General features: G+C 71.2%; 19 protein-coding genes and 1 riboswitch. Of the genes, 10 read left to right on the top strand and 9 right to left on the bottom strand.

Annotation, left to right across the window (positions count from 1 at the left end; genetic code table 11):
• Window positions 1-195: 195 nt before the first annotated feature.
• Entirely contained in the window at window positions 196-1,329 is a 1,134-nt protein-coding gene (locus LY41_RS23775; RefSeq protein WP_253862211.1) for a ComEA family DNA-binding protein, read from the top strand.
• The gene (locus tag LY41_RS02700; protein WP_253862210.1) at window positions 1,326-3,836 is read left to right on the top strand and encodes a ComEC/Rec2 family competence protein; all 2,511 of its coding nucleotides are present in this window, start codon (window positions 1,326-1,328) and stop codon (window positions 3,834-3,836) included. The genes LY41_RS23775 and LY41_RS02700 overlap by 4 nt, the downstream gene beginning before the upstream one ends.
• 38 nt (window positions 3,837-3,874) lie before the next feature.
• On the opposite strand, the gene thrC is transcribed toward LY41_RS02700, so the two are convergent.
• Window positions 3,875-5,134: a threonine synthase gene (thrC, locus tag LY41_RS02695; protein WP_253862209.1), complete on the bottom strand. Its 1,260-nt coding sequence runs from the start codon at window positions 5,132-5,134 to the stop codon at window positions 3,875-3,877.
• A 13-nt stretch (window positions 5,135-5,147) separates the two neighbouring features.
• Window positions 5,148-5,280: riboswitch (SAM riboswitch) on the bottom strand.
• A gap of 113 nt (window positions 5,281-5,393) precedes the next feature.
• On the opposite strand from thrC, the gene holA reads away from it, so the two are divergent.
• Window positions 5,394-6,374, top strand: a complete 981-nt coding sequence (holA, locus tag LY41_RS02690) for a DNA polymerase III subunit delta (RefSeq protein WP_253862208.1) — start codon at window positions 5,394-5,396, stop codon at window positions 6,372-6,374.
• 106 nt (window positions 6,375-6,480) lie between these two features.
• Here the strand turns inward: holA and rpsT are convergent, their stop codons facing one another.
• The gene (gene rpsT / locus LY41_RS02685; protein ID WP_253862207.1) at window positions 6,481-6,741 is read right to left on the bottom strand and encodes a 30S ribosomal protein S20; all 261 of its coding nucleotides are present in this window, start codon (window positions 6,739-6,741) and stop codon (window positions 6,481-6,483) included.
• Between the two features lie 370 nt (window positions 6,742-7,111).
• Between rpsT and LY41_RS02680 the strand changes: the two genes are divergently transcribed.
• The 3 genes from LY41_RS02680 (at window position 7,112) to lepA (ending at window position 10,447) form a co-directional block, all read left to right on the top strand.
• Window positions 7,112-7,993 carry an EamA family transporter gene (locus LY41_RS02680; RefSeq protein ID WP_253862206.1) on the top strand — a complete coding sequence of 294 codons (882 nt, stop codon included), beginning with the start codon at window positions 7,112-7,114 and terminating at the stop codon, window positions 7,991-7,993.
• 30 nt (window positions 7,994-8,023) lie between these two features.
• Window positions 8,024-8,410 (top strand): VOC family protein, encoded by a 387-nt coding sequence (locus tag LY41_RS02675; RefSeq protein ID WP_253862205.1) that lies wholly within the window; start codon window positions 8,024-8,026, stop codon window positions 8,408-8,410.
• A gap of 159 nt (window positions 8,411-8,569) precedes the next feature.
• Window positions 8,570-10,447 (top strand): translation elongation factor 4, encoded by a 1,878-nt coding sequence (lepA, locus tag LY41_RS02670; protein ID WP_253862204.1) that lies wholly within the window; start codon window positions 8,570-8,572, stop codon window positions 10,445-10,447.
• Between the two features lie 132 nt (window positions 10,448-10,579).
• On the opposite strand, the gene LY41_RS02665 is transcribed toward lepA, so the two are convergent.
• Window positions 10,580-10,792: a hypothetical protein gene (locus LY41_RS02665; protein ID WP_253826891.1), complete on the bottom strand. Its 213-nt coding sequence runs from the start codon at window positions 10,790-10,792 to the stop codon at window positions 10,580-10,582.
• A 276-nt stretch (window positions 10,793-11,068) separates the two neighbouring features.
• Between LY41_RS02665 and LY41_RS02660 the strand changes: the two genes are divergently transcribed.
• Window positions 11,069-12,124, top strand: coding sequence for a nitronate monooxygenase (locus tag LY41_RS02660; protein WP_253862203.1), 1,056 nt, complete (start codon window positions 11,069-11,071; stop codon window positions 12,122-12,124).
• 25 nt (window positions 12,125-12,149) lie between these two features.
• On the opposite strand, the gene LY41_RS02655 is transcribed toward LY41_RS02660, so the two are convergent.
• Both LY41_RS02655 and LY41_RS02650 read right to left on the bottom strand, forming a co-directional pair.
• The gene (locus tag LY41_RS02655; protein ID WP_253862202.1) at window positions 12,150-13,262 is read right to left on the bottom strand and encodes an alpha/beta fold hydrolase; all 1,113 of its coding nucleotides are present in this window, start codon (window positions 13,260-13,262) and stop codon (window positions 12,150-12,152) included.
• A 109-nt stretch (window positions 13,263-13,371) separates the two neighbouring features.
• Window positions 13,372-14,337 (bottom strand): zinc-binding dehydrogenase, encoded by a 966-nt coding sequence (locus LY41_RS02650; protein WP_253862201.1) that lies wholly within the window; start codon window positions 14,335-14,337, stop codon window positions 13,372-13,374.
• Window positions 14,338-14,369: 32 nt separating this feature from the next.
• Between LY41_RS02650 and LY41_RS02645 the strand changes: the two genes are divergently transcribed.
• From LY41_RS02645 to LY41_RS02635, 3 genes are read left to right on the top strand one after another with little or no spacing between them, the layout of a single operon-like run.
• A complete protein-coding gene (locus LY41_RS02645; protein WP_253862200.1) occupies window positions 14,370-14,600 on the top strand; it encodes a hypothetical protein in 231 nt (76 codons plus the stop codon).
• Between the two features lie 9 nt (window positions 14,601-14,609).
• Entirely contained in the window at window positions 14,610-15,032 is a 423-nt protein-coding gene (locus LY41_RS02640) for a guanyl-specific ribonuclease (RefSeq protein ID WP_253862199.1), read from the top strand.
• A 2-nt stretch (window positions 15,033-15,034) separates the two neighbouring features.
• A complete protein-coding gene (locus LY41_RS02635; protein ID WP_253862198.1) occupies window positions 15,035-15,415 on the top strand; it encodes a barstar family protein in 381 nt (126 codons plus the stop codon).
• Between the two features lie 65 nt (window positions 15,416-15,480).
• Here the strand turns inward: LY41_RS02635 and LY41_RS02630 are convergent, their stop codons facing one another.
• The 4 genes from LY41_RS02630 to LY41_RS02615 form a co-directional block, all read right to left on the bottom strand.
• On the bottom strand, window positions 15,481-16,248 hold the full coding sequence (locus LY41_RS02630; protein WP_253862197.1) for an enoyl-CoA hydratase-related protein: 768 nt from the start codon (window positions 16,246-16,248) through the stop codon (window positions 15,481-15,483).
• A gap of 69 nt (window positions 16,249-16,317) precedes the next feature.
• Window positions 16,318-16,722 carry a MerR gene (locus tag LY41_RS02625; protein WP_253862196.1) on the bottom strand — a complete coding sequence of 135 codons (405 nt, stop codon included), beginning with the start codon at window positions 16,720-16,722 and terminating at the stop codon, window positions 16,318-16,320.
• Window positions 16,719-16,979 (bottom strand): hypothetical protein, encoded by a 261-nt coding sequence (locus LY41_RS02620; protein WP_253862195.1) that lies wholly within the window; start codon window positions 16,977-16,979, stop codon window positions 16,719-16,721. Before LY41_RS02620 ends, LY41_RS02625 begins: the two co-directional genes overlap by 4 nt.
• 100 nt (window positions 16,980-17,079) lie before the next feature.
• Window positions 17,080-17,826 carry a sirohydrochlorin chelatase gene (locus LY41_RS02615; protein ID WP_253862858.1) on the bottom strand — a complete coding sequence of 249 codons (747 nt, stop codon included), beginning with the start codon at window positions 17,824-17,826 and terminating at the stop codon, window positions 17,080-17,082.
• Window positions 17,827-17,828 lie beyond the last annotated feature (2 nt).

Genomic DNA, 17,828 nt, shown 5'->3' with positions numbered 1-17,828 from the left:
GGGACGTGACGATGCCGGCGAGCGCGGGGCGGCAGCGCCGGCAGGGACCGCGCGGCGCGGCATCGTAGTACAGCCCACCGACGGCGACCGCCATGCCGGTCGCCGTGGCGGAGAGTTGTCCACAACACCCCGGCCATCCACAGAACGCGAGATTCCCTCTGCCGCCCCGGTTGTTCTCTTCCTAACGTCGAGCGCGTGTTCGACGAAACAGCCCAGGTCCGGACTCCTCATCCCGCCACGAGCGCCTTGCGGGGACCGCACCGACGATTGGCGGATCTGACCGCTCCGGCCTCCCGCGACGACGGTCCCCGCGAGGCGCCGGAACCGATGCCCGCGCGCGAGCCGCCGTCGGACACGGCCGAACCGGCGAGCAGCGATCAGAACGGCGCTCCCCGGGAAGGTGACCTCCGCGACGGTGATCCGGGCGGCAGCGACGCCCGCGACAGCGACGCCCGTCACAGCGACGCCCGCCACAGCGACGCCCGGGAGGAAAGCGCCGGAGCTCCTCCCGGGGACGTCGTGTCCCCGGGACCGGGCTCCGTGCCGGCAGTGCTGCGCCGCCGCACCGGACGACTCGTCGAACGATGGGTGCCGGCCGGGATGGCCGCGGCCGGGCGCAGGCCGTCCCGCCGCGTGCTCGTGACGGTGGCCGCGGGGGTCGTGATCGCACTCGGACTGGCCGGGTTCGTGCTCGCCGACGAACCCGCCGCGGAAGCGCCGCCACCGCTGCCCGCCGCCCACGAGGCGGCTGCGGCCGAGACCACGCCTGCGGCCGAGACCACGCCTGCGGCCGAGACCACGCCTCCGGTATCGGGAGCGCTGCCGGAGGCGAGTACGTCCGGCACTCGTTCGGCGTCGTCGGCCACCGGCAGCGCACCGGAACGACTGGTCGTCAGCGTGGTCGGCAAGGTCCGCACTCCCGGACTGGTGCGGCTGCGTCCGGGTGCACGCGTGGCCGATGCGATCGAATCCGCGGGCGGCGCGCCGCAGCAGGCGGACCTGCGGTCGGTCAACCTGGCCCGGGAGCTGGCCGACGGTGAGCAGCTCTACGTCGGGGTGCCGGTACCTCCGGGCGTGCAGACCGGTTCCGACAGTGGTCGAGGGGACGGAGATGCACCGGCGACGGTCGACGACGAACCTGTCCGGCTGAACTCCGCCGATCCCGACGAACTGGAGAGCCTGCCCGGGGTCGGTGACGTCACCGCGCGGCGAATCCTCGAGTGGCGCGACGAGCACGGCGGATTCACCGCGGTGGAACAGCTGCGGGAGATCGACGGGATCGGCGACAAACGCTTCGAACAGCTACGCGACGCGGTGAGCATCGCATGACGCTCACCGCCGGCATCGGTGCCGCATCCGAGGCCACCGCGGAGCCCGCCGCCCGGCCGCGCCGGGACCTGCGGTTGGTGCCGGCTGCCCTCGCCGTGTGGGGCGGTGCGCTGGCGGGGTTGCAGTGGGGCTGGCAGGCGGCCGTCGCGGTCGGGGCTGTCTCCGTCGTCGCCGGTGTTCTGGCCGGCGTGCACGCGAGGCGTCGCCGGTCGGTCGGGGTGGCCGCGGCGGCGACGGCCCTGGGGGTCTGCGGTGTGCTGGTCCTGGCGCCGCTCAGCGTGCGGGTGCATGCCGTGGGTGAGGATCCGCTGCGGGCGGTGGCCGCCGACGGCGGCGACGTCCGCATGCGCGCCGAGGTGCGGGAGCGTCCGCGCCCGCTGCGGGACGACGGTTACGGGGGACGGCGCGGCGGGATCCGGTCGGTGCTGGTGCCCGTGGACGTCGTGAGCATCGGCAACGGTGACCGGGACACCGGAGCGGGAGCTGTCGCCGGCGCCCCGTCCGGCGGTACCGACGGGAGCATCTCGTCGACGGGACGCGTGCTGCTCATCGGGCCGGCGGGCGAGTGGGCCGGCCTGCTGCCGGGACAGCAGGTCAGCGCGGCGGTATCGCTGGCGCCGGCGCGTCCCGGTGACATGACCGTGGCGGTGGGCTACGTGCGCGGCCCACCGGAACAGGTCGGTGCCCCGTCGTGGTGGCAGCGCTCGGCCGACATGGTGCGCACGGCGCTACGGGATGTATCCGGCGTGCTCGGCGACGAGGAGGCAGGCCTCCTGCCCGGGCTCGTCGTCGGCGACACCGGTGGGCAGTCGCCGCGCGTGGAGGAGGAGTTCCTCGACGCCGGGCTCTCCCATCTCACGGCGGTCAGCGGTTCGAACGTCGCCATCGTGTGCGGTGCGGTGCTCCTGCTTGCACGGGCGGTCCGCGTGGGGCCACGAGTGTCGGCGGGTGCGGCCGGTCTCGCGCTGGCCGGGTTCGTGATGCTCGTCGGATACGAACCGAGCGTGCTGCGTGCCGCGGTGATGGGGGCGCTCGGGCTCGCCGCCCTCGTGCTCGGCCGCCGTCGCTCGGCGGTACCGGCGCTGGCGGTCGCCGTGTGCGGGCTGATACTCGCCGACCCGGCGATGGCCACGAGCATGGGCTTCGCGCTGTCGGTCGTCGCGACGGCCGGACTGATCTTCCTGGCGCCCCGGTGGGCGGCCGCCCTCGCCGCACGACGGGTACCGCCCGGTATCGCGGAGGCACTCGCCGTGCCGGTGGCCGCATTCGTCGCCACGGCGCCGGTGATCGCCGGGATGGCCGGCGAGGTCAGCGTGGTGTCCGTCGCCGCGAATCTGCTCGCCGCGCCGGTGGTCGCGCCGATCACGGTGCTCGGAGTGGCGGCGGCCGCGCTGGCCGTACCCTCGCCGGCCGCAGCGGAGGTCCTGGTGCACTTCGCCGGACCCGGTGTGAGCTGGCTCGTGTTCGTCGCCAGGGAGGCAGCTGCGGTACCGGGTGCGGTGGTGTCGTGGCCGGCCGGCTGGTGGGGCGGTCTCGGCGCCGCCGGCGTCGCCGTCGGGGCCGTGGCAGCCCTGCGTTACCGCAAGGCGCGCGTGGCCGTGGCGGTCGCAGTGACGGGCACGCTCGTGGTCACCGTGCCGCCGCGGCTGATTGCGCCCGCCTGGCCACCCGTGGGCTGGGCGGTCGTGGCGTGTGACGTCGGCCAGGGCGACGGGATCGTGCTGGCCACCGGGAAGCCCGGTCGTGCGGTCGTCGTCGATGCCGGTCCGGACCCCCGGGCGATCGACCGATGCCTCGATCGGCTCGCCGTCGAGCGCATCCCGCTCCTCGTCCTGAGCCACCTCCACGCCGACCACGTCGGCGGGCTGTCGGCGGTGTTCGACGGCCGAACCGTCGGTGCGGTCGGGGTGGGGCAGGGCCGGACGCCGTCGTGGGCGTGGCGCGCGGTCCTGGACGAGGCACGTGCGAATCGGGTGCCGGTCGTCGAGCTCACGGTCGGCGAGCAGGTGCGCTGGGACGAACTGACGTTGGACGTGCTCGGTCCGCATTACGTCGCACCGGCGGCGCGCGAGGAGGTGGGCGACGGGACGGAACACGCGGAGTCGAGTGCGGACGGCACGGCGATCAACGATGCGTCGGTGGTGGTGCGAGCCTCGACCCCTGCCGGGCGGGTGTTGTTGGCCGGGGACGTCGAGCTGGCCGCGCAGAGCGACCTGCTGGCCCGTGGTGCCTCTGTGGAGGCGGAGATCCTGAAAGTTCCGCACCACGGCAGCAGGCACACCCACCACGAGTTCCTGACGGCGGTGCGTGCGCGGATAGCGCTGGTCAGCGTGGGTGCCGACAACACTCACGGTCATCCGAACGACGAGATCATGCGCGTCCTCCGCGGCGACGGCGCGCTGATCACCCGCACCGACGAGGGAGGTGACATCGCGATCGTGCCGGGCCCCGAGGACGACGGGGCGGGCGGTCCCCACGTTGTGCGACGGGGCCCCGACCGGCGTTGACCACGGCCAGGGCCCCGTGTGCGGACGTGCGTGTGGGCTCAGCCGCCCAGGATCTCGTTCACGGCGGCGGCCGACGGCGCGACGGTCGCCTTCGGGCCGACCGCGTCCTCGACCGCGTCGAGGGTCTTGAGCCCGTCACCGGTGATCAGCAGGACGGTCTCGGCGTCCGGGTCGATCTTGCCGGCCTCGATGAGCTTCTTCGCCGTCGCGACGGTCACACCGCCCGCGGTCTCGGTGAAGATGCCTTCGGTGCGGGCGAGCAGCCGGATGCCCTCGACGACCTCCTCGTCGGTGACGTCCTCGATCGAACCGCCGGTGCGGTTCACGGTGTCGAGCACGTACGGCCCGTCGGCAGGGTTGCCGATCGCCAGGGAACGGGCGATCGTGTCCGGCTTCACCGGCTGGACGACGTCGTGGCCGTTGCGGAACGCCGTGGAGACGGGGGAGCAGCCGGCGGCCTGGGCCCCGAAGATCGTGTACGGCGACTCGTCGACCAGTCCGAGCTGGGCCAGTTCCTTGAAACCCTTGTCGACCTTGGTGAGCTGCGAACCGGACGCGATCGGCACCACGATCTGTTCGGGCAGGCGCCAGCCGAGCTGCTCGGCGACCTCGAAACCGAGGGTCTTCGAACCCTCCGAGTAGTAGGGGCGCACGTTGACGTTCACGAACGCCCACGACTCGTGCTCGCCGGCCAGCTCGGTGGCCAGGCGGTTGACGTCGTCGTAGTTGCCGTCGACGGCGAGCAGCGCCCCGTCGTACACCGCCGTGGTGAGGATCTTCGCGCGCTCGAGCGACGAGGGCACCAGCACGACCGACTGCCAGCCCGCACGCGCGGCCGCGGCCGCCACGGCGTTGGCCAGATTGCCCGTCGACGGGCAGGCGAGTGTGTCGAAACCGAATTCACGGGCCGCCGCGAGCGCCACGGCGACCACGCGGTCCTTGAACGAATGGGTCGGGTTGCCGGTGTCGTCCTTGACCCAGAGGCGCTTCACACCGAGCGCCTTCGCCAGGTTGTCGGCCCGCACCAGCCGGGTACAGCCCGGCTCGGTGTTCGGGATCTCCTCGACGTTGGACGGCACGGGGAGCAGCTTCTTGTAGCGCCAGATGTTGCGCGGTCCGGACTCGATGTCCTCGCGGCGGACGCGGCCGAAGTCGTAGCCGACCTCGAGCGGCGAGAAGTCCTCCGCGGAGACGAACTCCGGAGCGAGCGGCTGGCGGTGCCCCTCTTCCTTCGACACCAGTTCGACGGCCGGACCGAGGTCGACGGCGTTGGTGGAGGGGGTCAGGGCTGTGGTCATCGCGAGGTTCCTTTCCTCATCTGCCCCGCTGGCACGGGTCGGAATTAGCACCGTGGTCGTCAGCTACCTCGCGGAATCGAGATGACGGGCTGACGCCGGTTGCCGGGGCTTCTGCGGGCCGTTCCCTCTGCCCCTCTTGATGAGCGGTATTCGTTTTTCCGCCGTATGCCTGCGCGGTGTGTTCACGGACCACCTTAGGCCATCGCGATCAGTTCCGGCCATGCCGTTGCAATCCATGTCACCGTGGCAGGATCGGGGCGTGACCGCGTCCACCGCCGCTCCCGCACCGCTGCATCTCGTGCTGGGCGAGGAAGAACTGCTCGTCGACCGGGCCGTGCACGCCGCCGTCGGTGCGGCCAGGGCCGTGGACGACACGGCCGAGCTGACGCGGATGAAGGTGTCCGACCTCACGCCGCCGGAGCTGGCCGAGCTCGTCAGCCCGTCGCTGTTCAGTGAGGGCCGGGTGATCGTGCTCGAGCAGGCGCAGGACATCGGACAGGAGCTCGCCGACGCCGTGCTGGCGTATCTGAAGGACCCTGCCGACGGCATCACGTTCGTCGTGGTGCATTCCGGTGGCGGCCGGAGCAAGGCCGCCAAGTCGCTGCCGACCGCCCTGAAGAAGGCGGGCGCCGAGGTCACCGAATGCGCCAAGATCACCAAACCCGCCGAGCGCGAGTCGTTCGTGCGCGCGGAGGTCAAGCGTGCCGGTGGCCGGATCGATGCGGCGGGCGTGTCCGCGCTGGTCGACGCCGTCGGTTCCGATCTGCGGGAACTGTCGTCGGCGGCGACGCAACTCGTGGCCGACTCGGGCGGCAAGGTCGACGAGGAGGCGGTCCGCCGATACCACCGCGGCAAGGCCGACGTCACCGGTTTCCTGGTCGCCGAGAAGGCCGTGGGCGGGGATCGGGCCGCGGCGTTGGAGACGCTGCGCTGGGCACAGCAGATCGGGGTGCCGCACGTGCTCATCGCCGATGCACTCGCCGACGCGGTGCGCACCGTCGCCCGGGTCTCGGCCGCGGGCAGGGGGAATCCGAACCAGCTCGCCGGTGAACTCGGCATGCCGCCGTGGAAGATTCGCAAGGCGCAGGGGCAGACCCGCGGCTGGAACGCGACGGGACTCGCCGAGGCCATGCGCACGGTCGCGCGGGTGAATGCCGAGGTCAAAGGTGCGGCGGCCGACCCCGACTACGCGCTGGAACGCGCCGTGCTCGACGTCGTCGGCGCGAAGCAGACCCGCTAGGTGGGTGATTCGGGGCGGTTCGTGACGAGGGGCGACGGTCGGGCGCATGACGAAGCCCCGGCTCCGTGACGGAACCGGGGCTCGGTCGAGTCGACGAGCGAAAAGCTCAGAGCCTGTTCACGCGCTGGGCCATGGCCGACTTCTTGTTGGCGGCCTGGTTCTTGTGGAGGACGCCCTTGGTGGCGGCCTTGTCCAGCTGACGACCCGCGGCGCGCTGCAGCTCGGCGGCCTTCTCCTTGTCGCCGGCGTCGGCGGCCTGGCGGAACTTGCGGATCGACGTCTTCACCGCGGACTTGACCGCCTGGTTGCGCTGACGGCGCTTCTCGTTGGTCTGCATGCGCTTCATCTGCGACTTGATGTTGGCCACAGGGTGACTCCTTCACATTCGGCCGTGTTCCACGGCGGCTGACGATCGTTGCCGCGCTCGTCTCGGCACCGGCTGAGCCGGGTCGGCTGAACCGGGTTTCCTCCCTGGCGGAATGCCGCACGGCAACGGTGAAACAGCTTATCAGCGCTGCTCCGGCCCCTTGCGCGTGGTTGTAGGGTGCCCGCCGACAGTGCCTAGGGTTCCGCCGCGTCCCGTTCGTTCCGGCACGGACGACATCACCGACAACCAGGGCAGCGCGGGTCCGGTCCGAGCGGCACCCGTGTGCGGGACGGGCCGCGCACGCATATGACGGGACAAAAGCCTGGAGTAGCCGGCCTGCCGCGTCCGCGGCGGGCCAGAAAGGCTACTCGTGTCCGGTCTCGCGCTCGTCCTCGTCCTGTTCGCCGCCGCCGTCCACGCGTCGTGGAACCTGGCCGCCACCCGCGTCCCCGGCGGGGCCCGTTTCGTCTTCTGCTACTACACCGTCTCGGCGGTGGTGCTCGTGCCGGTCGGCGTGGCGCACCTCGTGGTGACCGGGGACCGGCCCCGGTGGGCCTGGCTGCTCGCCGCCGCGGTCACGGCTGTGGCACACGTCGCCTACGGCGTGGTGCTGCAGCGTGGCTACGCCGTCGGTGACCTGTCGGTGGTGTACCCGCTCGCACGGGGGTGCGGTCCACTGCTGTCGGTACTGGTCGCGGTCGCCGTGCTGCACGAGCGTCCGGGGTGGCCGGGGTTCGCCGGTGCCGTCCTCGTCGTCGGGGGCGTGCTGGTGATCAGCGCGCCCCGCGGTCCGGGTGATCCCGGCCGCAGACGAGCCGGCGCCGGCTACGGGGTGCTGACCGGGGTGACCATCGCGGCCTACACGCTGTGGGACGCGTACGCCGTCGGTGAGCTCGGCGTTCCGCCGGTCGTCTACCTCGCCGCCGGGACGGTGCTGCAGAGCCTGATGCTGGCTCCGTACGCGCTGCGCGGCGGTGGGCGGCGCGGTGACGCCGGGGGATCGCCCCGCGCGCTCTGGCGCGAGCACCGGCGGGCCGTGCTGCTCGTCGGGCTGCTCTCCCCGGTCGCGTACGTGCTCGTGCTGTTCGCGATGCGCCTGGCTCCGGTCAGCCTGGTGGCGCCGCTGCGTGAGGTCAGCATCGTGCTCGGCGGCCTGGCCGGCTGGCTGCTGCTGGGCGAACCGCACGGCGGGCGGAGGCTGGCCGGCTCGGCGATCGTGCTGGCGGGGATCACGGCGATCGCGCTGGCGTGAGCAGGCGCCGCGGTGTGAGACCCTGCCGCCATGGACGTGCTCAACAGCCGCATCCTGCTGCAGCCCCGCGATCCGGAGGTCACGACCGCCTTCTATCGCGACACGCTCGGGCTGGCGATCTACCGCGAGTTCCCAGGGGGAACGGTGTTCTTCGCCGGCGGCGGCCTGCTGGAGATCGTCGGCCGTGCGAGCACCGGGCCCAGCGAGGCGATGGCGCTGTGGTTGCAGGTCCGCGACCTGCCCGCCGAACTGGCGACCCTGCGGGAGCGGGGAGTGGAGCCGGAACGCGAAGCCAGGCGGGAGCCGTGGGGGCTCGACGAAGCCTGGTTGCGGGACCCGGACGGCGTGCGGATCGTGCTGGTGCAGATCCCGGCGGACCACCCGTTGCGGACCGACGTCCGGCCCGCCGCGGACTGACACCGGCCGCGCCCCGGCGGTGTCCCGACCGCGGCGCGGCGGTGTCCCGGTGGTGACGTGCGGGCTGACCTCGCCCGACGCGGCGGCCTCCGGAGGAACCCCACGGGCGGCGGCATGGGACCATGAGTGTGGCCGTCCACGAGCGATCCGAGGAAACGAGTGACAAAGAACCGCCCGTCCGCCGAGAAGACGTTCACGCCGCCGGAGTTCATCCGCAACTTCTGCATCATCGCCCACATCGACCACGGCAAGTCGACGTTGGCCGATCGGATGCTGCAGCTCACCGGCGTGATCGAGCAGCGGGCCATGCGCGACCAGTACCTCGACCGCATGGACATCGAGCGGGAACGTGGCATCACGATCAAGGCGCAGAACGTGCGGCTGCCGTGGCACGTCGATGACCAGGACCACGTCATGCACCTCATCGACACCCCGGGGCACGTCGACTTCACCTACGAGGTCTCCCGCGCGCTCGAGGCGTGCGAGGGCGCGATCCTGCTCGTGGACGCCGCCCAGGGCATCGAGGCGCAGACGCTGGCCAACCTGTACCTCGCGCTCGAGAACGACCTGCAGATCATCCCGGTCCTGAACAAGATCGACCTGCCTGCGGCCGAGCCGGAGAAGTACGCCGCCGAGCTGGCGCACATCATCGGGTGCGATCCCTCCGACGTGCTGAAGGTGTCGGCGAAGACCGGCGACGGTGTCGAAGAACTGCTCGACGAGGTCGTGCGCCAGGTGCCGCCGCCGGAGGGTGACGCGGACGCGCCGGCCCGCGCGATGATCTTCGACTCGGTCTACGACACTTACCGCGGTGTCGTGACCTACATCCGCGTCGTCGACGGCAAGATCACGCCGCGCGAGAAGATCCGCATGATGTCGACGGGCGCGACGCACGAGCTGCTCGAGGTCGGCATCATCTCGCCCGATGCGAAGCCGTCCGAGGGGCTCGGGGTCGGCGAGGTCGGCTACCTCATCACCGGGGTGAAGGACGTCCGGCAGTCGAAGGTCGGTGACACGGTCACGTTCGAGCGGCGCGGGGCGGAGCAGCCGCTGGCCGGGTATCGCGAACCGCAGCCGATGGTGTTCTCCGGGCTCTATCCGGTGGACGGTTCGGACTACCCGGTGCTGCGCGACGCGCTCGACAAGCTGCGCCTCAACGACGCGGCGCTGTCCTACGAGCCGGAGACGTCCGTGGCGCTGGGCTTCGGTTTCCGGTGCGGCTTCCTCGGCCTGCTGCACCTCGAGATCACGCGCGCCCGGCTCGAGCGCGAGTTCGGCCTGAACCTGATCGCCACGGCGCCGAACGTCGTCTACGACGTGTTCTTCGAGGACGGCACCGAGCACGTCGTCACCAACCCGTCGGACTGGCCGACCGAAGGCAAGATCGCCGAGATCCACGAGCCGATGAGCAAAGTGACGATCATCGCGCCGTCGGAGTTCGTGGGTGCGGTCATGGAACTGTGCCAGAGCAAGCGCGGCACCATGCTCGGGATGGACTACCTGTCCGAGGACCGCGTCGAACTGCGGTACCAGCTGCCGCTCGCCGAGATCATCTTCGACTTCTTCGACTCGCTGAAATCCCGGACGCGCGGGTACGCCTCGCTCGACTACGAAGAGGCGGGCGAGCAGACCGCCGAACTGGTCAAGGTGGATATTCTCCTGCAGGGCGAGGCCGTGGACGCGTTCTCGGCGATCGTGCACAAGGACTTCGCCTACAGCTACGGCAACAAGATGACCAAGCGGTTGCGCGAGCTGATCCCGCGGCAGCAGTTCGAGGTGCCGATCCAGGCCGCCATCGGTTCCCGCATCATCGCCCGCGAAACGATCCGGGCCATCCGCAAGGACGTGCTGGCCAAGTGCTACGGCGGTGACATCTCGCGGAAGCGCAAGCTGCTGGAGAAGCAGAAGGAAGGCAAGAAGAAGATGAAGACCGTCGGCCGGGTGGAGGTGCCGCAGGAGGCGTTCGTCGCGGCGCTGTCCGCGGAAGACGGGGAGAGCAGCGACAAGGGCGACAAGGGCGGCAAGGGCAAGAAGTAACGACTCGCGTCCGGATCGGACCGTCCGATCGCGACACTCGTGGTCGTGACGCCGGTCGTGACCGACCTCTCGTGACAGGCGAAGGCCGCGCGATCCCCGGGGATCGCGCGGCCTTCGCCGTCCGAGGCGAGATCAGCTCACGCCGAGCAGCACGCCCAGGGCCTCGACCAGCGAGGCGGACGTGGCGGCGATCGTCTCGTCGAGATACTCGGCGATCGGCGTCAGTTCCGCCGCCGAGGCCGTCCCGCCGAGCACCGCCACCATCGGGACGGCGAGCGCGCTCACGGCGAGGCCGCGCATGGTCCAGCGCTTCGCGGCGGACGGGGTCTGCTGCTTCTCGGTCATATGTCCTCTTCCTCTCGGGTGATACGCGAAGGGATCTCGCGTATGGCCGGTAGCCTGCATCGCTCCGAACGGCCCACTCAAGATTCGGCGGACAGGATTAGCGGGCTCGAAACGAGGTGTAGCTCAGGCGGGTGACGATGGGTCATCGCGGCGTTACGTTGCCGGCCCGGATGTCACATGATCGCGATCTGCCGTCCGCGGTCCACCGCGTCACGTGCCGATGGCACCCCGATGCCGCATCGAGCCCCGGTGGTGCCCGTTCGTACGATGAGGGGCATGTTCGAGTCCTTGCGCGTCCCGGTGATCGCGGCGCCGATGGCCGGCGGTCCGTCCACTCCGGAACTGGTCACCTCGGTCGTGCGGGCAGGTGGCTTCGGGTTCCTCGCCGGGGGCTACCTCACGGCAGCGACGCTGGCCGACCAGATCCACAAGACCCGTGAACTCGCGGGGGAGACGTTCGGGGTGAACCTGTTCGTCCCCGGCGTGCGGTCGCTGGTCGACGTGACGTCGTATGCCGACCGGCTACGCGGCGAAGCCGACCGCTACGGGGTTACGCCCGGTGCCGGTCGGTGGGACGACGACGGCTACGCGGCGAAACTGGATCTCGTCGTCGAGCGGCGGGTGCCGGTCGTCTCGTTCACCTTCGGCACGCCGCTCGTCGCCGACATCGAGCGGCTCCACGAGGCGGGCGCGACCGTCGTGGTGACCGTGACGACGCCCGACGAGGCGCGCGAGGCGGCTGCGGCGGGCGCAGACGTGCTGTGTGTCCAGGGCTTCGAGGCCGGCGGGCACCGGGCCGTGTTCACCGACGACGCCGGCACCGACAGTGGCGGGCCGTTGCTGGGCCTGCTCTCGGCGCTCCGCCTCATCGGGGGTGAGACCGACCTGCCGCTCGTGGCTGCGGGCGGGCTCGTGCACGGCGCGGACGTCGCGGCCGCCCTGTCGGCGGGCGCGGTGGCCGCGCAGCTCGGGACGGCGTTCCTGCGCGCCGACGAGGCGGGCACGAACGGCACCTATCGCGCGGCCCTCGACGCGGCCGGCCGGTCGACGGCGATCACACGCGCCTTCAGCGGCAGGCCCGCGCGAGGTCTGGAGAACCGGTTCCTGCGGGAGAACTCGGCGAGCGCTCCCGCCGCATATCCGCAGCTGAACAACATCACCAAGCCGGTGCGTGCCGCGGCCACGGCCGCGGGCGATCCGGAGGCGGTGTCGCTCTGGGCGGGACAGACCTACCCGTTGACGGAGTCGGCGCCCGCCGAACGGATCGTCGCGCGGCTCGCCGACCAGGCACGGGAGGCCGTGTCGGCGGCCGCCCGCCGGTTCGGCGAGTAGCCGGGACGGGCTCTACCCCACGGCTCTACCCCGCGGCGCCGGAGAGTATCCCGGTGCGGGCGTTCCGGCTCGGCGACTGCGGCCGTTCGGCCAGCGCGCTGCCCGCGAAGTAGTGCAGCGCCTGCGCGAGTCCGTGCGGGTCGTCGAGCTGCGGGCAGTGTCCCCAGTCCTCGCGGACCAGCAGCCTGCTGTGCGGTACGAGTGAGTGCAGGCGCTTGCCCGAGTTCGCGTTGACCAGCCGGTCGCGACCGCAGGCCACCGCGAGCAGGGGCAGCGTGATGCGTTCGAGCTCGTAGGCGTCGTCCAGCTCGGTGAGCAGGCGCGCGGCCTGTTCCAGGCGCTCGCCGGTCGCAGGCAAGTCCGGAAACAGGTCGACGAACCGGTCGACGTGCTCGGCCGCCGCCTTGCTCGAGTCGGCGTACAGCAACCGCGGCACGACCTGCTCGGCGATGCCCCTGACGAGGAAGCGGGGGACGGGCACGGGCAGGGATGTGGCGAGCCGGGTGAGCGGGTTCCGTGCGAGCCCGCGGACGAGCCACGAGTCGGACAGGCCGGGCGCCGCGATCGAGGCGACGCCCGATAGTGGCAAGGACGGATTCTGGGCCGCCCGCAACGCCATGGTGCCGCCGAGCGAGTTGCCCGCCAGCACGACCCCGCCCAGCGCCGACTGGTCCGCTGCGACGGCGGCGGTGAACACGTCGAGCTGCGGCAGCATCGCCCCGGACCGCAGGGCCGAGGCCTCGCCGAACCCGGGGAGGTCGACGGCGATCGCGGCCACGCCTGCGCGCGCCAGCTCGGTCAGCACCGGACGCCAGGTGTCGGCGCTGTCGCAGTAGCCGTGCAGCAGGACGAGCCGGGGTACGTGGCGACGGCGCTCGTCGCTGCGTTTACGGAAACGCCGCCCCGCGGGGCGTTCCACGGGCCGAGGGCCCGCTTCGAGGACCCGGGTCGAGAAGCCACCGAACCGGCGGTAGCCGGTGCGGATCTCGATGTCTTGGTCGGAGCCCGCGCCGGGGCGGCCGGAGCGGGTCTCGATATCCGGAGGTTCCGGGGAATCCGGAGCGTCGGACGCGTCCGGATTCCCCGGAACCTCGGCTGCTGCCGGGGAGACCGATGCCTCCCGCCGGGATGCGATCATGGAACCAGGCTAAACACAGATCTCCGGTTCGAGGTCCGTAACAAAGGTCACGAAACGATATCGTGACTCCCTGTGTTCGCCATTTCCCCTGGTCAGCGGTATTTTCGTATTATCGGCTGAAGACGACCTTTCCCGATGTTCGTCCTTCGAGCATGTCTTCGAAGCCCGTCGCCGCCTCGTCGAACGGCAATTCGGCGCCGATCTGCGGCCGGATGCCTGCCAACTCGGTGTAGGAGAGCAGGTCGGCCAGCTCGTCGCGGGTTCCCATGGTCGAACCGGCGACCCGCAGCTGGAGGAAGAACAGGCGCTGCAGCTCGGCGCTCGCGTCCGGACCGCTCGTCGAGCCCGACACGACGATGATGCCGCCCGGTTTGAGCGACTTCATCGAGTGCGACCAGGTGGCCTTGCCGACCGTCTCGAACACGCCGTCCACACGCTCGGGCAGGCGAGCACCCGATTCGAACGTCTGGTGCGCGCCGAGCCCGTCGGCCAGCGCACGCTTGTCCTCGCTGCGGCCGGTGACCCAGACCCGCAGGCCGGCTGCGCGGCCGAGTTGCACGAGCGCCGTCGACACGCCACCGGAGGCGCCCTGCACCAGCATCGTCTGCCCGGGGCGCAGGCCCGACTTGACGAACAGCATGCGGTAGGCGGTGAGCCAGGCGGTGCCCATCGTCGCGGCTTCGGACATCGACAGCCCGGCGGGCTTCGGGACGGCGTTGCGGGCGGGCACCACGACCGAGTCGGCGAACGTGCCCTGGTGCTTCTCGGTCAGCAGGGTGCGCTTCGGGTCCAGCGTGTCGTCACCGCGCCACGACTCGTCGTTCACGACCGAGTGGATGACCACCTCGGTGCCGTCGTCGAGCACTCCGGCACCGTCGCAGCCCAGGGTCATGGGGAACTGCTCACTCTTGATCCCGACACCGCGCAGCGTCCAGATGTCGTGCATGTTCAGGCTCGCGGCCTTGACGTTGACCTTGACCCAGCCCGCCGGCACCTCCGGCTCGGGGCGCTCGCCCACGACGAGGGAGGCCAGGGGGTCGTCGGCATTGGCTTCGTTGGCATAGACGGCGAACATGGCGTCAACGTACCTGCAGTAGGCTCGCGGTTGTGTTCGACGGAGTTGCCCGCTGGTGGGACGGGTTCGAGCTCTGGCTCGCGCAGCAGTGGTTCCCGTTGCAGTTCGTGCTGGTCGTGGCGGTGCTGCTGCCGATCTGTGCCGCCGCGACCTGGGTGCTCCGCTGTGGTGTGGATCTCGCCATGACTCTCGCGGGCCGGGTGCGCCGCGTGCGGCCGGACGAGCAGACGGAGCGGCCCGCCGACGGCCGCCCGGGTTCCTAGGAGGCGCGCGTGTTCTCGCGCAGGCGTATCAGTGTGGCGTTGGCCGGACTCATCCTGCTCGCACTCGGTGGCTGGCTGGTGGGCGAGCTCACCGGGGGAGGCGATGCCGCGGGCGGAGGCGGTAGCCTGCCCGGCGCGGAATCCGGTTTCGAGGTGGTGGTCTTCGACGACCTGCCCCCGGACGCCGAACGGACGTGGGAGCTCATCGAACGCGGTGGCCCGTTCCCGTATCCCGAGCGGGACGGCACGGTCTTCGGCAACCGGGAAGGGTTGTTGCCCGACGAACCCGACGGCTACTACCACGAGTACACGGTCGCCACGCCCGGCAGTGCCGACCGTGGGGCGCGGCGGCTCGTCACCGGCAGCGAGGACGAGCTGTACTACACCGGAGACCACTACGCATCGTTCGTCGTCGTCGATACCCGGACCTGACCGTGACATCCACGCCTGCACCCAACCCCGACAGCAGCGCTCTCGTGGCCGACGCCAAGGCGCGCGGCGCCTTCGCCTACGTGCTCGACGGCAGTGTGCTGACCGACAAGGCGATGACGCTCGACGCCATCGCCGCGCTGCTGCGGTTCCCGCCCCACTTCGGCCGGAACCTGGACGCGCTGTACGACTGCCTGACCGACCTGTCGTGGTTGCCCGCAGGGGAGCACGTCCTGGTGTGGGTCGGTGCGGACGTGCTGAAGCAGTCCGATCCGCGGACGTATCTCGCGGTGCACGGCACGCTCTCGGACGCCCAGCGTGCCCTCGCGGCCGGTGGTGACCGGGTCAGCACCCGCCGGTTCACCGTGCTGCTCGCCGACTCCTGACGCCCGACCACGCGCGCGCTGCTGCCTGCGCACCCGGGTTCGGCCGTCGGTGGCCGGCCGGAGAATCAGGGGACCCAGCGGGGCGGGCGCTTCTCGCCGAACGCCGCGATGCCCTCCTGGCCTTCCTCGCTCGCGAAGTGGTGCGCCGACAACGCCTGCATCTTCTCCAGCTCGGCGCCCATGGTGCGGCCGCGTTCGCCCTGCAGCAGCTCCTTCGTCGCCGCCAGTGCCGTCGGCCCGCCGCGCACCAGCGAGTCGGTGTAGGAGGCGACCGTCGCGTCGAGCTCGTCGGCCGGGACCGCGGCGTTGAGCAGTCCCACCTCGGCGGCGCGCGCGGCGTCGAACGTGTCGCCGGTGAGGAAGAGTTCGTGGGCCGCGCGCGGGGAGAGCCGCGGCAGCACGGTGACCGAGATCAGTGCGGGCACGACGCCGATGCGGACCTCGGTGAACGCGAACGTCGCGTCGGCCGCCGCCACTGCGATGTCGGCGGCCGCGACCATGCCGACACCACCGGCGCGAGCGGGCCCGGACAGCTTGGCGACGACCGGCTTCGGGCTCGTCCAGAGCTGCTCGAGGATCGCGGGGAAACCGTTCACCCCCTGGTCGTCGGAGCCCGCGCCCTTGGCTTCCTTGAGGTCCATCCCGGCGCAGAAGACGGTGCCGGTGTGGGTCAACACGATCACGCGCGCGTGCTCGTCGCCGATGGCCCTGGTCAGTGCGTCGGTGAGTTCGCGGCGCAGTTGCGCCGACAGGGCGTTGCGGTTGTGCGGCGAGTCCAGTGTGATCGTCGCGACCCCGTCGTCGAGGTCGTAGTGGACGAGTTCGTCAGCCATGCCGAACACTCTGGCATACGCCGACTCGCCGTGACGCCGGCTCAGGCCGCGCCCGCAGACTGAGCCGGCTCAGACCGAGGTGTCGGCGCTCGCAAGCTGCTGGACGCGCTGGTGCGACATGCCGACGAGGTCGGCGATGGTCCGATAGCTCAGTCCGGCCTCGTGCATCTCGATGATCGCCGAATGGCGCGCCTCGTCGCGTTTGCGCATGGCCTCGTCGGCGGACTGCTCGCGTTCGTGGAGCAGGGTGACGGCAGGCGTCAGGTCGTGCTCACGGTGGCGGTAATGCCACGTGATCTCGAAATCCTCGGGGTCGAGATCACGAAGGCCCGCGATGAGGTCGCGCACGTCGGGTTCGAGATCGCGCATGCGGTCGACATCGGTCGCGCCACCCGCTAGCCCGTCGACCACGGCGACCCACAGGCCGTCCTCACGAGTGACGACCACGTCGTAGTACGGCCGTTCGTTCGTCACGTCTCCTCCATCCATTTCGCGCCGAAAAGGTGTCCGAGGGCGTCCTCGATACTCCGGAGAACGGTCCAGGACAGCTCTCGGTTATGACCGGTGATGGCGAATCGCCCGACTTCCGCACCGGCGGCATCCGTGACGACATAGACCTGATGGGATCCCTTTCCCCGGCCCGGGAGCTGCTCGACCGTCAGCCCGCGCTTGCGGGCGGCCCTTCTCGCCAGGCTGAGCACCTTGGCCGGCTTGAGTCTCGTCGTCACCACGATGGTAAGTCTATTCTTCTAGACAGGCAACTGTCTAATCGGATAGGCGCCGTGTGGGCATGCACCGATCGGTGACGGCGTCGCGTCAGGCTGCGCCGGATCAGGCGGTGCGGGCGGCGCCGGTGAGCGTGTCGGCGTACCGGTCGAGGACCACCGCGGCGACGCGGGGATCGGTACCCAGTGGGGCGGCGACGACCGCGTCCGGGGCGGATTCGGCCGCCAGGTCGGCGATCCGGTCGGGGAGGAGGCCCGGGGCGAAGAACCACGACGCGACGGCGAACCGGCGCGCGCCACGGGCACGGAGCTTGGCGATCGCGGCGGGCACGTCGGGCCGTGCGGCGCTGGCGAATGCGGCCGTGACCCGCGCGGGGTGACGGCCGTCCCAGCCGCGGGCAATGCGCGTGACGACGTCGTTGGCAGCCTCGTGCGACGAACCCACGGCGGCGAGCACGACGCCGAGGTGCGGGTCGGACAGCGTGGCGCCCGCGCCGGTGAGGCGGTCGAGCGCGACGTCCTCCAGCAGCGGGTCGGGGCCGAGAACGTCGGAGACCGTCACTGACAACCGCGGCAGGCGGGCGGTGACCTCGTCGACGAGCGCGGGCAGATCCACGCGCGCGTGGTAGGCGTGGCCGAGCAGCAGCGGCACGGCCACGACGTGACGGTGCCCCTCGGCGTGCAGGCCGGCGAGTGCGTCGCCGACCGACGGTGCGGACAGGTCCAGGAACGCCACGCGGACGTCCGGAGCGTCGGAGCGGGTGCGCACCACGTCCGCGAGCGCGCGCACGGTAGCCGCGGACCGGGAGTCCCGGCTACCGTGCGCGACGATCAGCAGAGGCGGATGCGCCACCG

The organism is Prauserella halophila, from assembly GCF_024171895.1.
In the GTDB taxonomy this organism is placed as follows: domain Bacteria; phylum Actinomycetota; class Actinomycetes; order Mycobacteriales; family Pseudonocardiaceae; genus Prauserella; species Prauserella halophila.
Note: the sequence above shows the minus strand (reverse complement) of the source record. Positions and strands in the feature narration are given on the sequence as shown.